A 14,252-nucleotide genomic window follows, 5' to 3' on the forward strand; every position below is an offset into this window, starting at 1 on the left:
ACACCTACTTGCCTGCATGGTGACGACGATGCATCTTCAAGCACTGATAAACCTTCACGATCAGGCAGAGCGGGATAAGGCTCTACGCCGAGCCTTTGCGCCGTACACGCCCGATATCGAGCTCGAAGGAGAGGAATATCGAGCGCTGGTCGTGTTGGTCAATTTGACGCTCAAACGCGTCCTAGCGGTTGATCTGTGTGATGAGTCGCAAGCCCTGCGACTGGTCAACGATGACAAGCATCTCGAGCATTGTGTCCATCAGGTAGCCTGGCTGCATTCGCACAATTTGAAATATCCAGATACCCGGGTGAGCGGCCAGCGGTTAGTGATTGACGCCCCGCCCCTGATCCCGGGAGTAGTAACCAGTGCCGGATTGCAAAACAGATTGGGATGGGCCAACAACAGTTCCGATATTAACTATGCCAAGCTGTTCTGCTCCTCGTTTCTCTACCAGGGCCTATCCAGCAATCTGGCCCTGCAACTGGTTGCCGATGCGCCCGCCTGGACTGGGGCGTTCAGACAACTCGGCTTACCCAATACGGCTATTGCCGCACTCCAGGCACAACTGGCGCATCACCTCGCAGCGACCGCGATTCCCTCAGAGGTCAACGTCTACTCCAAGCAAGTTCGTTTCTGGTACCAGGGTGATTATTGCGCGATCACCCCCGTCGTCAGCCATGCATTGATGGCCCACTTGCAGCACATGATCTATGAAAATCGCTGCTCGCATCTCACCATCAGCCATGATCACCCCGCCAGCGTAGGTAGCCTTGTGGGCTCTGTTGGCGGCAAGGTCGCAGTGCTGAATTATCCGCCACCGATCAGCATCCAAAAACGCCGCCACTTCTCGCAATCTCGGACACAGCGCCTCAATGAAGGAGCTAGCCTGTTTGATCGGGGCATGCTGTACGACAAGGTCTTCCCCCAGGCGCTCGAGCATCTGATCACGCCGACCGGGCTGACTCGCCGACAACGCAAACAATCACGGCTCAGTGCAATGCGTTATTTGCGCCGACAGCTGGCCGCCTGGATTGGACCTGTGATTGAGTGGCGCGATGAGATCCAGCAGCTACCGAATGTAGAGCTGCTGATTACGCCCGAGCGATTGGAATGGAAGATAGTGACCAGCCCAGTGGCTGAGTTGCCAGATTTGGCGACGGAGTTGGCTGGTGTATTTCATCTTGAACTGCAGACACATCACGCCACTCGTCGCTTCGCCTATCACCCGGAGTTACTGATTCCGGTCAAGAGCCAGCTGCGCTGGCTGCTCAACAAGCTAGCCGATGACGAAAACCGTCCGTCGCCACAGCACGCGGCAACATCCTGTTATCTGCATCTGTCTGGCTTGCGTGTCTACGATGCGTTGGCGCTGGCCAACCCTTATCTTTGCGGCATCCCCTCGCTCTCTGCCCTTGCCGGGTTTTGCCATGACTACGAACGTCGATTAACGGCCTTGCTCAAACGGCCTGTCCGGTTCACCGGCGTGTCGTGGTATCTCAGCCACTACCATTTGCTATCGGGCAAGTCGTTACAGGAACCCTTATCACCGATACATGCCCGCGAGGTTTCTGCTATCCGGCGTCCCGGATTAATCGACAGCAAATACTGCGATTTGGGCATGGATCTGGTGATAGCACTGCAGGTTGATGATGAGCACCCGCTCCCATCTGCCAATGAGCAGGATCTGTTGCAGGCCGCATTTCCATCCCGTTTCGCAGGGGGGTGCCTGCATCCACCGTCTCTCTACGAGGGCAAACCGTGGTGCAGCCTCTATACGAACAGGACTGAGCTGTTCAACACCTTGTCTCGACTACCCAGAACGGGTTGTTGGGTCTATCCATACCAATCGCGGATCAGCAATCTGGACGATCTTATCGATACGCTGAGCATGGACCGCCGAGTGCGACCGGTCTCGACAGGCTATGTATTTCTCGATGAACCCCGGGTGCGAGCAGGTAGTGTGGAAAAATGCCATGTTTATGCCGAGTCGGCGCTTGGGCTGGCTCTTTGTGTCAATCCGGTTGAGATGCGATTGTACGGTAATAACCACTTCTTTAATCATGGGGTTTGGCAACTGACGGCGATAAACAGGGCTATTCTGATGACAGGTGCGGGCAACATGGAGCAACGACATGGAGCTATGCAAACATCTGAGCTATAGCCGCTCTCTATCCCCTGGCAAGGCCGTCTTCTTCTACAAAACGGCTGATAGCGACTTCGTGCCGCTTCGCGTGGAAACAGCCCGTGTGGTTGGCCAGAAAAGTGGCTATTCCGAAGGGTTTGATGCCAACTTTCAGCCGAAAAATGTTGAACGCTACGAGCTGGCGTACGGGAATCCGCAGACCATCGAAGCTTGTTATGTCCCACCAAATATCGGCGAATTGTACTGTCGCTTCTCGCTACGTGTTGAGGCCAATTCGCTCAGTCCAGATCTCTGCTCAGATCCTGGCGTGGTAAAAACACTCAAACAGCTGGCCGGCTTGTATCAAGAACACGGGGGATACATCGAGTTGGCGCGGCGCTATAGCCGCAACTTGCTAATGGGCACTTGGCTATGGCGCAACCGACATAATCAGGGCACCCGAATTGAAGTGAAAACCTCACAAGGTTCGCACTTCGCCATTGATGACGTCCGGCATCTGGATTGGTTCAGCGAATGGCCAACACCCGCGGAAGCACAACTGAATCAATTGGCCGCTGAAATGGCCATCGCGCTTAGCCGTCGCGACATGTTCTGGTTTGCCGATATCACAGCGGTTATGAAAACCGGGTTTTGTCAGGAGATATTCCCCAGTCAGCGCTTTACTGAACGCCCCGACAATCATGATGAACCCAGTAAAAAACTGGCCACCGTCGAGTGCCTCGACGGACAACTGGCGGCCTGTCTGCATGCTCAAAAGGTGGGTGCGGCTCTGCAGCAAATTGATGATTGGTGGGCCGAGGATGCGGATCAACCATTGCGTGTCCATCAATATGGCGCCGATAGCAAAAACCTGACCTCCATGCGACACCCTGTATCCGGACTCGACTTCTACCATCTGCTCGGCAGAGCCGATGAATTTCTTGAGCTGATGAGATCATCCCCAGCCTCATCGCCCCTCCCCGGTGAGATTCACTATCTGATGGCTGTTCTGACCAAAGGTGGTCTGTTCCAAAAAGGAAAAGGTTAATGACGGACAAGCGGTATTTCTTCGCAATCCATTATGTTCCCGCTAAAGCGGATTGCGGATTGCTGGCCGGGCGTTGTATATCAACGCTGCATGGTTATCTGTTGAATCATGCAGTTACTCAGATTGGCGTTGCCTTTCCCTGCTGGAGCAACAAATCCATCGGCCGCACGATTGCGTTTGTCAGCGAACACAGTTCGCACCTCACCCAGTTTCGCGAGCGAACCTATTTCCAGACCATGCAAGGCGACGGTTTGTTTGAGTTGAGTCCTGTCCTGGAGGTCCCAGACGATTGCGCAGAGGTGCGATTTATCCGTAACCAAAATCTGGCCAAGTTGTTTGTCGGAGAACGTAGACGGCGACTGGCCAGAAGCAAGCGGCGAGCAGCAGAGCGCGGTGAACTGTTTGTGCCCAAAACCCCTGCGATAAATAAAGAAATAGCGCCTTTTCATTGTGCGTTATTACAAAGCGCCAGTAATGCACAGAGCTACGTGCTGCATATTCAAAAGCAATCCTGCGATAGCGGAGACAGCACGAATACATATAGCCGCTACGGTTTGGCATCCCCCAATTCCTATAGGGGCTCAGTGCCTGAATTATCCACGAGCATTTCAACCCTTTTCCCAGATAGTCTATATTTGAAGCGGTAACTCAACAGGTTACCAATTCGCCTGAAATTTTGGATTGATGCATTTAATCTTGAATTTCATAGACGAATCAGTGCGTTAGTATTGTCGACGCACGGTGAACTGCCGCATAGGCAGCCAAGAAATCGTCACTCCGTCGGTAGTGCCCCAAATGGTGGTGAACTGCCGCATAGGCAGCCAAGATTAGGACCGGAAGTTATCACCCAAGCCGAGTTCTTTTTACTGCCGCAGAGGCAGAATATCGGCCCAGCTACTAGAAGCTGGGCCTTTTCTTTAGTGATGGGTTAGAGCAGCCTGAATCAAATGGGGACTTAGCCGATGAAAATAATGACGAAACAGGAAGTTGATGTGGTCAGCGACATCCACTGCGATGTCTGTGATGCGAGTTGCTCGCCCATCGATGGTTACGGTCCCCAAGTCGGAACGCTGAGTGCCAAGTGGGGTTATGGCTCCCGTCATGATGGCGAAAGCTATGAAGTCCACCTCTGTGAGTCCTGCTTTTTCCAGGCACTGGCCAATCTTCAAGAACAGCGTCGGGGCCAGCTAATGTTCTCCGAACAGGGCTATGAACCCAATCCAGACTTTGGGCGAATCGAGAGCGATAAGGAGATAATCTGATTGCGAGTGGCGTTGGGATACCCGCAAAACAATGGTTTCGTAATCTGCCTTTCTAACGATAACACCCTGTTATATATTTCATTAGGGCGAGAAACTGGCAGCATCAGGGTGCAATTGTCAGTGGAAGGACCCCGGGGCGTCCCTGAGCGCCGCGTCGGGTGAAACCCCTAGCAAGGCCCCCATGGGGCCTTGCTCCCATAAATGTTACATCTTCTTATCCATTCATCATGTTTTGTTCTTCCCATCCCTAGCAGACTTCATCCGCAACGCATCAGGATGGAGATATCCTTCCCGAGAACCGCTGGGACGTGTCCAGATCACTGATGGCGATTCAGATCATGTAGATGCGGCTTCCTTAAGCATCAATGGAACGAGCTGGCGTCATTTGCAAGTTTAGTGGCGGCTTTTGCATGTTATGCCTACCTCGTACCGCATATACTCCTTCCATGCCTCGTGAAGACGAGCCACATCACCAAGGAGTTTGTCATGTCCAATCAAGTTGCTCTCGTTACCGGTGGTGCCACCGGCATCGGCAAAGCCACCGCCCTCAAATTGGCTAGCCAAGGCATCAGCGTGATCATTAGCGGCCGCCGCCAAGAGCTGGGTGATGCAGCCGTCGTTGAGATCGCTGCGGTTGCCCGAGGCGGAGCAGAGGTTCGCTTCATTCAGAACGATGTTTCCGACGAAGCGGCCGTCAAAGCCATGATCGATGGCATCGTTGCCGAGTTCGGTCGGCTCGACATGGCTGTCAACAATGCGGGCATCTTCAACGAATATTGCTCGCTGGATCAATCAGGTACGCAGCACTTCCGCGACATGCTCGATATCAACGTCGTCGGCCTGTACTTCTGCATGAAGTACGAGATAGCGCAAATGCGTAAGCAGGGTCAGGGGGCGATTGTGAACCTGGCCTCGATCGCTGGTCTGAACGGTATTCCTTGGGGCGGCACCTACGCAGCGACCAAGCATGCCGTCGTGGGTCTGACCAAGTCTGCTGCACTGGATCATGCAGCCGAAGGCATTCGCGTTAACGCGGTCGCACCGGGTGCGATCCGCACAGACATCATCGCCGATCAATTGAACAACAATTTGGCCGAACTTGAGGCAATGCACCCGATGCACCGTGTTGGCAAACCGGAAGAGATTGCCAACGGCATCTTCTGGTTGCTCTCGGGACAATCCAGTTTTGTCACTGGCCACATCCTGAATGTGGATGGCGGCTTCCAAGCGAAATAAAACGATGAGAACTCCGGTGGCAGACAAAATAAAGCTTCCCGATGCGTTCTGGGAAGGCATCAAACGAGTGGGCCTGGCGCGAGCCGACATTGTTCGGGAGGCGCGGATCTCGCTTGCCGTGATACGCGATCAGGCTCCGCTCTCCACTGCACAGTTCTTCGCTGTGTGGCAGGTGCTGGTTGAACTCAGCCAAGACCCTGCGATTGGTCTACGGATTGCCACTGGACTGGAGGGGGCGGTGATGCCCCCCTCCTTCATGGCGGCCTACCATGCGCGTGATTTTCGCGATGCTTTGCAGCGCGTCGCACGCTTTAAGCGTCTGTGTGCACCAGAGGATGTGTGTATTTATGAGCATGGAGAGCGTTGCGAGATCATCGTGACCTGGATACATGCTGAGAGTCTGGCTGCACCGCCCGCCCTGGTGGATGCCACGCTCGCTTCGCTGATGGAGCTTGGGCGAAGAGGCACGGGCGCGCCCCTGACTGCGCTATCGGTTGAACTGATGCGTCCAGAAAATGCCCGCGCCGACTACGAGCAGTATTTCGGTTGTCACGTGTGCTTCGGTGCAGAGCGGGATTGTCTGGTCCTCCGCCGTGCAGACCTAGACAAGCTTTTCGTGAGTTACAACGCCGAGTTGCTCAAGATCCTGATCCCGGTGCTGGATCGCAGGCTGGAGCAACAGTCTCACAGTGCCACACTGACCGAGCAGATCCGCTGTGTCTTGCGGCATCGGCTCACGGCAGGTCGTCCTGACGTCCGCTCCGTGGCGGGTGAGTTGGCGATGAGCGAACGCTCCTTACAGCGCAAGTTGACCAATGAAGGGCTGACTTTCCAGACCCTGCTCAGTGAAACGCGCCATCAACTGGCACTCGAATATCTGGCAGATCCTGCATTGGCTGTGATCGAAGTGGCCTACATGCTTGGCTACGAAGATCAGAACTCCTTCTTCCGCGCTTTCCGGCAATGGGAAGCGCTTACGCCGACGGCATGGCGCTCCCGGCACATGGCACAGAATGCAACACATATCGAGCAACCATTATGATCCCCGTCGAATTGAATGCGCAGATCCAGCCAGTATACCGGGTGACTAGCAAGCTAGCATTGCAAATGCTTGACCAGAAGTGATACTTGGCTGAATCAAGAGGGGTTGCAAGTTGTAGCCCCCTATCCATCCACGCATGAACCGGAGGCTAACCATGAAAATCCTGATCTTTGGCGCCAGCGGCATGGTCGGCCAGGGTGTGCTGCATGAATGTCTGGCAGCTCCTGATGTCAGCCAGATCACGGCTGTGGGCCGTGCACCATTAAAACCATCGCATTCAAAGCTTCAACAAGTGGTACTGGCGGATCTGACGGAGCTGGATACCGTGAGCGCCGATCTGGAAGGCTATGATGCCTGTTTCTTCTGTCTGGGAGTCTCATCTTCCGGCATGAGTGAAGAGTCGTACCGGAAGCTCACTTACGATCTAACGCTGCATGTTGCTCGTCTACTGGTTAGGTTGAATCCAGAGATGACGTTTGTGTATGTTTCGGGCGCAGGGACGGACAGCAGCGAAGCGGGGCGCAGCATGTGGGCGCGGGTCAAGGGCAAAACTGAAAACGCTCTACAGAAACTGCCGTTTCGTGGAGTCTATCTGTTTCGCCCTGGAATCATTCAACCCCTGCATGGTATTCAGTCAAAAACCCTGACTTACCGGCGTTTCTACAGCATCGTTAGTCCCTTGTTATCGTTAATCCGGCGCGTGTTTCCTGGCTCCATCGTGACGACTGACGACATCGGTCAGGCCATGCTCAATGCCGTGCGGCGCAATGGTGGACGAGTGGTAGTCGAGGCGAAGGATATTGTCCGGCTGTCTCGTGCCAGGCAGGTTTATAACAGCTAGCAGTATAGAAAAAGGTTGATTTTCCATTCCACATAAATGCCGATATGTTCCAGCGGGTGATGACTACGTTGGAGAGCATGGTTCCTGCCATAGAGGTCTACTCGATTGATGAGGCGTTTATTGAGCTCGGCTCGCTATGGGCGGGAGACCTTGTTGATTTTGGGCACCAGATCCGGGCCACCATCCAGTGGTACACGGGTCTTACCGTCGGCGTTGGTATTGGCCCAACCAAGACCCTGGCTAAACTGGCGAACTACGCCGCCAAGAAGTGGCCAGCCACAGGAGGTGTTGTCGATATTCGCGATGAGGGACGCCGAGCACGGCTGATGGCCATCACGCCAATCGATGAGGTATGGGGTATTGGACGCGCCCTGAACAAACGCCTACAGGCTGAAGGGGGGGCAACCGTGGCAGATCTGATGGCTGTGCCACCCAAACAGATCCGCCAGCGTTATGGTGTGGTCGTGGAGCGCGTGGTCCAGGAACTGCGCGGCATCCCCTGTTCGGAGCTGACGATAGAGACCCCGGCCAAGCAGCAAATCGTCAGCAGTCGCTCGTTCGGAGAGAGGATCACTGAGCAGGCACCGATGCACCAGGCATTGTCTGCTTTCATGGAGCGAGCAGCGGAGAAACTCCGCAAAGAGAAGATGCGATGTCAGCATGTGAGCATCTTCTTTCGGACCAGTCCATTTAGCGAAGATGAGCCGTACTACGGAAACCAGATATCCGCCAAGCTGCCTCGACCGACCGACGATACTCGCGAGCTTTTGCATCATGTAACCCAACTGCTGCCCCATATCTGGCGCGATGGATTCCGTTATCAAAAAGGCGGCGTCATTCTCGGTTCATTTACGCCACGCGATCACCACCAGGCGGATCTATTCGACAGTCCGGACTCGCCCGACCGCCGACTAATGGCGGTAATCGATGTCGGGCCATATAGGCTTTGCCTCGAAAGGTGTAGACGCCTCGGAATGGATGATGAAACGCGAACACTTGAGCCCACGCTACACAACATCGTGGGATGATCTACCGGTCGCGAGGTAGTTTATGTGAATCCTGCTTTTTCCAGACACTGACCAATCTTCAGGAACAGCGCCGAGGCCATCTTATGTTTTCCGAACAGTGCTATGAGTCCAATCCGGATTTCGGGCGAATCGAGAGCAATAAGGAGATTAATCGCCACCAGTGCTCTAGACCTCGATGCCCTATCGGCCTTGGCATGCCCGTACATCAGCTAATCAGTTAAGGGCTCACGCTGCTTTTGTATCAACCGCTGCCGTTAAAGTCATATAGAGAAGCGGGGGCGACTCAAATCGGCTAGCTAGGACTTGGGCTGCTGGTTCTTGAATCACAGCTCGTAGAGCTTGGCCAATCTAATAAAGTGCCCTGTAAATAGTGGCCACAGCTCCCAGGATCAGGGAACAATCGGCTGCCACATCCAGCACCTCGATGCAAATAACGATCAGGCGGCTACCGCAGCAGCGGGTGCTGGCAGGGTTCTAGAGTGCCGGATACCCAACAAAAACTAGCTTCATTTGGCGCGTGCTTTCATTTTTGCCAACGGCACGACATTTGTAACTGCAATGACTGGCTATTTCATTTATTACCCGCTAAATACAAGAGATATACGGATGTTCTGAACACAACTTGGGACGGAAGATGAAAAAAAAACAATACCCTATCCTTGCGGCGTACTGCCTGTTGCTACCAACACTAGCCCAAGCGGGCGGCATCTATTTGTACGAGACGGCAACCGCCGATACCAGCTTTGCCAGTGCTGGCACCGCTGCACGCGCCGAAGATGCAACCACGATTTATGCCAACCCGGCGGGTATGACCCGGCTGGATGGCAATCAGATGTCATTGGGTTTACAAGCCCTGCATGGCGATGCCGACTATCAGCTGGACAACCCCAATCTGAAAGGTCCAGGGAACATCATAGGTTGGTTACCCGGTGGTAGTGCCTTTTACAGCCATAGTGTTGATCAGCGTCTGAAACTGGGTATTGGCGCGTACGGCAACTTCGGCATGGCCCTGAACTTCGGTGATTGGACAGGCGATACGGCTGTAACCGACAACACCTTGATGGCGATGACCATTCAACCAACCGCCGCATACAAGCTTAACGACTTATGGTCGCTTGGCGTGGGTATGACCGCGAACTATGGCATCTTCGTCCTGGAGCGCAATCCGCAATACGGCGAGCATGTCTCTATCGAAGATGAGGATTGGGGCTATGGCGCGCGTATTGGTTTAATGTACGAGCCTGACGAGGCGAGCCGCCTGGGCTTGGTTTGGGGCAGCGAAGTGGCGCTGAAATTCGATCTTGATCCCGCATCGCTCCTGGCTACAGGCCTTGACTCTCCCACTGTCAACGCCAACATCAATGCCCCCCAGAACCTGATGTTCAGTGGTTATCACAGGCTCAACCCTACATGGGCCATCATGGGTAACCTTGGTTGGCAAGATTGGTCCCGTTTCGCACAATCGACGGTGAATAACAACGAGTCCAGACTGGAGTTGCAAGATACCTGGCACCTCGCCTTTGGCGGTCAATATAGCCTGACTCAGGATAGCAAGCTCAATGGTGGCATAGCCTATGACAGCAGTTTCTATAAGAGCCAGAATGAGACCGCCTTCCTGATGCCAGGTGGCGAGACCTACCGTTTTGGTACAGGCCTGCAGCATAGCCTGAATAACCAATCAGACATTAACCTTGCCCTTGAGTATGTCATTGTCGACGGACAACATTCTGATGCCGGGCTGCTGAGTGGCCGCTACGATAAAGTCGAAATCTGGGTCATGTCGGTACAATACAACCATCATTTCTGATTGACGCACAACCAAAGAAGAGGACCCCCTGCGGATCCTCTTCTTTACCTCATCATGCTGGTCCATTCTGCTACCGGCAGCCGGTTACTCCCCTTTTGCCTTGCCCAGGTTCACTACCAGCGGCTGATCGATGGCTTGCATGATCAGCGATACCGGAAGATCATTTTCCAACAAGGTGGCCATCGCTTTGAGATATTTGCGAATATGCCGGAAAAACTTTTTATATCCGGCGCACAGATAATGTAGTCCCGGCTCCCCCTCGGAAGTCATAGTGAAACGGTGCTTAGGACAACCGCCCCAGCACGCCGCCTTGACCTCGCACTCACGGCACTGTCGCGGCAGTGTACTCTCCTTGTGTGCACCAAACCCCTTGGCCAGTGATGCCTCAATCATGGCGCCCAACGGTTGCTCACGGATATTGCCAAGCCGATATTCCGGATACACATAGTGATCACAAGCATAGAGATCACCGTTGTGTTCCAGCGCCACTGCCTGACCACAACGCTGAGCGAAAATACAGATCGGAGAGCCAAGACCGCACCAGGCATTAAGCGCCCAATCAAAATTCATCACGAAGATAGTGCCAACATCATGGCGCACCCACTCCTCCCAAATCGCGATCAGAAAATCGCCATAGGCTTCCGGCTCTACCGTCCAGGAGGTAACCTGCTGATTGGTCTCCTGAAAATGTAGTTCAGCAGGCTTGGCCAGGCTAAGCCCCTGCGCCTTGGTCTCGGCATCAGGCAATCGCTCAATGATGGGCGTGAACTGAAGGTAGTGGATCCCCTGATCGCGAAAGAAACGATACACCTCCAGCGGGTGGTATGCGCTCTCCTTGCTGACACAAGCAAGAACGTTAAAATCGACACCATGGCGTTGAAGCAGTTTTGCTGCCGCTAGCACCCGATCAAAGGTGCCGTGTCCCTGTTTGTCCTTTCGGTGACGATCATGGATCTCTGTTGGACCATCAAGGCTGAGACCGAGCAGAAAATTGTGCTCCTTAAAAAAGGCACACCACTCATCGTCCAGCCGCAACCCATTGGTTTGCAAGCTGTTACGGATGATTTTCTTCTCCTGGTATGGGCGTTGTAGCTCTACGACCCGGCGGAAAAAATTAAGCCCCATCAACGTAGGCTCACCACCATGCCAGACAAACTCCACTACAGGCGTTGGCTGGGCAGCGACATAACCAGCAATATAGGTCGCCAGCACTTCATCCGACATACGGTAGCGCTCGTCCTTGCTAAACAGCGCCTCCTTCTCCAGATAGAAGCAGTAATCACAGTTCATATCACAGAGTGCTCCCATTGGCTTGGCGAGCACATGAATGCCAGAAAGGCCGGAGGAGTCTCCGGCCTGGTTCCTGGTCATCTCATTGGCAGAGATGTTCAGATTGCTCATCGTCAGAGGGCACTCGCAGGCTTGGTATCAATGGTGATCTGCTTGATGCGGCCAGTGAAACGATACGGATATGGCAGAGCATAAGTATCAACGACGGGAGTTTCCTCATCCATGCCCACATCGGCTCCCTCGTCGGCCGAGAAGATCATGGATTGAGTACGCTCGATGCGTCCTTGCCCCACAAGTTTACCATTGACCAGCAAGGAGCCTAGGCCACCCTTACCCATACCCTCTCCGTCATAGGCGAAGTCAAAGACCAGTGATACCTTGCCTGCTGGCAGTGCCTCGGCAGCGGTTACGTGATAGCGTTCCAAGCCTAGGAAGTTGTAGCTGTAGACCGGTTTGCCGTCTTGCAGATACAGACTCCAGCCACCAAAGCGACCCGCTTGGGACAGCACCACACCCTCTGCGCCATTTTTAGGAATATCCAGCTCGGCCGTGATCCGGTGAGAGGTGTTTTTGATGTTGATAAACACATTCTCCGACATGCCGCGCATCCCCGGATAAACGGTCAGCGAAGTTCGTCCAGCCATCAGATCGGGACGACCGGCAATGGCCGGGTTCACCCGCTCGACACTGCGATCATCCATAGGCAGAACATGGTACTTCTCTGCTTCCTTCAAGAATAAGGCTTTCATCTCTTTAAGCTTGGCGGGATACTGCTGTGCTAGGTTATTGCGCAGACTAAAATCCGTGCGCGTGTCATAGAGTTCCCAGACACTATTTGCCAGTGAACTACGCGGTTTGAACTCCCACGGCGCACGATGAATGGTGACTGCCAGCCAGCCCTGATGGTAAATGGAGCGGTTACCAAATACTTCAAAGTACTGGGTCAGATGTCTCTCTTGCGCTTTCGGCTTGTCAAAGCTGTAGGCCATGCTGACTCCCTCGATCGGGGTCTGTTTTACCCCATCCACCACGGTGGGCTGAGGCAACTTGGCCGCCTCCAGGATGGTCGGTGCCACATCGATGACATGGTGCCACTGTGAACGCACCTGGTTTTTAGCTTTCACACCTTGCGGCCAATGCACGACCATGCCATTACGCGTTCCACCGTAAGAGGTCGTCTGTTTGGTCCAGGTAAACGGCGTATCCCCCGCCACCGCCCAGCCAGAGGCATAGTGGCTGTACGTCGTCGGGTCACCCAGATTGTCATACCGCTTCATGATGTCTTGCAGAGACTCCTTGACACCATTGAAGTAGGTCATCTCGCTGACCATGCCATTTGCGGTTCCCTCGGCGCTAGCACCGTTGTCACCGATCACGTAGAAGATCAGGGTATTATCCAGCTCACCGAGATCCTCAAGCGTATCCACAAGCCGCCCGACCTCGGTATCGGCATACTCACCATAACCAGCGAAGACCTCCATCTGACGAGCGAACAGCTTCTTCTCGTCAGCACTCAAGGTGTCCCAATCGCGGATCCCTTCCGGTTTCGGCGCTAACTGGGTACCCTTTGGGACAACGCCCAATGCGATCTGCCGGGCCAGCGTCTCTTCGCGCAGCTTGTCCCACCCCTGATCAAATTTGCCCTTGTACTTATCGATCCAGGCTTTAGGTACCTGGTGTGGTGCATGAGTCGCCCCCGGAGCGAAATACATGAAAAAGGGCTTTTCCGGGGTCAGTGACTTGACCGACTGAACCCAGGTAATGGCCTGGTTCGTCATGTCGGTCATGAAGTGATAATCCGGGTTCGGCTGAATATCGATCTTGGTCATGCCGTCGTAGACAGCCGGACTGTACTGGTTGGTTTCACCACCGAAGAAGCCATAGAACTTGTCGAAGCCATTGCGAGTCGGCCAGCGATCGGTCGGACCGGAGTTGCTGATCTCCCAAGCCGGGGTTTCATGGTTCTTACCTATGTGTGCCGTGGCATAACCGTTATAACGCAAGGTCTTGGCGAGCGGGGCTACGCTTTCCGGGCGCTGCCCAGTGTTACCCGGCGTAGAGGTCGCCGTCTCGGTAATGGAGCCCATATTATTGGTGTGATGGTTACGGCCCGACAGCAGTGCGGCACGAGTCGGAGAACTCAGCGCAGTGGTGTGGAACTGGTTGTAGCGCAGGCCGTCATTCGCCAGTTTTTCAGCGGTTGGCATATTGATAGGTCCACCGAAGGCACTGGACTGACCAAATCCCATATCATCGATCAGAACGATCAAGACGTTCGGGGCACCATCTGGTGCCTTGACCTGAAAAGCCGCCTCACCCTTGGGCGCATTGCGGATATCTTCGATCTTGCTGGTTGCTCTTTTCGGTTCGGCGATCGGTAACTTGCTACGATCAACCGCGACCGCGGCGCTAGCCATACCCGCATAGGCAATGCCCAAAGCGGTGATCAATAACTCACAACTTTTTTTCATATTGCAGATCCTTAGCAACAACCAAGTGAAATGGATGGTAACTCCCTGCATTGGTGATACGACTAAATCGCCAAGACGGACATATCAAGAAGCCATAGTGAGTAT

At 54.1% G+C, this 14,252-nt stretch carries 11 protein-coding genes and 1 pseudogene; 10 read left to right on the forward strand and 2 right to left on the reverse strand.

Going from position 1 to position 14,252, the window contains the following annotated elements; all coding sequences use genetic code 11:
* The 10 genes and pseudogenes from ACZYUB_RS16290 to ACZYUB_RS16335 form a co-directional block, all read left to right on the forward strand.
* The coding region (locus ACZYUB_RS16290; protein WP_463949289.1) for a type I-F CRISPR-associated protein Csy2 at window positions 1-2,161 on the forward strand (2,161 nt) is incomplete at its 5' end.
* The gene (gene csy3 / locus ACZYUB_RS16295; protein ID WP_463949290.1) at window positions 2,133-3,170 is read left to right on the forward strand and encodes a type I-F CRISPR-associated protein Csy3; all 1,038 of its coding nucleotides are present in this window, start codon (window positions 2,133-2,135) and stop codon (window positions 3,168-3,170) included. The genes ACZYUB_RS16290 and csy3, both read left to right, overlap by 29 nt.
* The gene (gene cas6f / locus ACZYUB_RS16300) at window positions 3,170-3,817 is read left to right on the forward strand and encodes a type I-F CRISPR-associated endoribonuclease Cas6/Csy4 (RefSeq protein ID WP_463949291.1); all 648 of its coding nucleotides are present in this window, start codon (window positions 3,170-3,172) and stop codon (window positions 3,815-3,817) included. Before csy3 ends, cas6f begins: the two co-directional genes overlap by 1 nt.
* Window positions 3,818-4,132: 315 nt before the next feature.
* On the forward strand, window positions 4,133-4,432 hold the full coding sequence (locus ACZYUB_RS16305; RefSeq protein ID WP_463949292.1) for a hypothetical protein: 300 nt from the start codon (window positions 4,133-4,135) through the stop codon (window positions 4,430-4,432).
* Between the two features lie 486 nt (window positions 4,433-4,918).
* The gene (locus ACZYUB_RS16310; protein WP_463949293.1) at window positions 4,919-5,668 is read left to right on the forward strand and encodes an SDR family NAD(P)-dependent oxidoreductase; all 750 of its coding nucleotides are present in this window, start codon (window positions 4,919-4,921) and stop codon (window positions 5,666-5,668) included.
* 16 nt (window positions 5,669-5,684) lie between these two features.
* Window positions 5,685-6,710 (forward strand): AraC family transcriptional regulator, encoded by a 1,026-nt coding sequence (locus ACZYUB_RS16315; RefSeq protein ID WP_463949294.1) that lies wholly within the window; start codon window positions 5,685-5,687, stop codon window positions 6,708-6,710.
* Window positions 6,711-6,864: 154 nt separating this feature from the next.
* Entirely contained in the window at window positions 6,865-7,551 is a 687-nt protein-coding gene (locus ACZYUB_RS16320) for an NAD(P)H-binding protein (protein ID WP_463949295.1), read from the forward strand.
* Between the two features lie 77 nt (window positions 7,552-7,628).
* A pseudogene (locus ACZYUB_RS16325) lies at window positions 7,629-8,372 on the forward strand (Y-family DNA polymerase); the annotation flags it as partial.
* Window positions 8,373-8,532: 160 nt separating this feature from the next.
* On the forward strand, window positions 8,533-8,598 hold the full coding sequence (locus tag ACZYUB_RS16330) for a DUF4113 domain-containing protein (protein WP_463949312.1): 66 nt from the start codon (window positions 8,533-8,535) through the stop codon (window positions 8,596-8,598).
* A 603-nt stretch (window positions 8,599-9,201) separates the two neighbouring features.
* Window positions 9,202-10,386, forward strand: coding sequence for an OmpP1/FadL family transporter (locus tag ACZYUB_RS16335; protein ID WP_463949296.1), 1,185 nt, complete (start codon window positions 9,202-9,204; stop codon window positions 10,384-10,386).
* An 84-nt stretch (window positions 10,387-10,470) separates the two neighbouring features.
* Here ACZYUB_RS16335 and ACZYUB_RS16340 read toward each other — a convergent pair whose 3' ends face one another.
* The gene (locus ACZYUB_RS16340; RefSeq protein ID WP_463949297.1) at window positions 10,471-11,787 is read right to left on the reverse strand and encodes an anaerobic sulfatase maturase; all 1,317 of its coding nucleotides are present in this window, start codon (window positions 11,785-11,787) and stop codon (window positions 10,471-10,473) included.
* 2 nt (window positions 11,788-11,789) lie between these two features.
* The gene (locus tag ACZYUB_RS16345) at window positions 11,790-14,147 is read right to left on the reverse strand and encodes an arylsulfatase (RefSeq protein ID WP_463949298.1); all 2,358 of its coding nucleotides are present in this window, start codon (window positions 14,145-14,147) and stop codon (window positions 11,790-11,792) included.
* Window positions 14,148-14,252 lie beyond the last annotated feature (105 nt).

The organism is Pseudaeromonas sp. HNCC25DJ182, assembly GCF_055413365.1.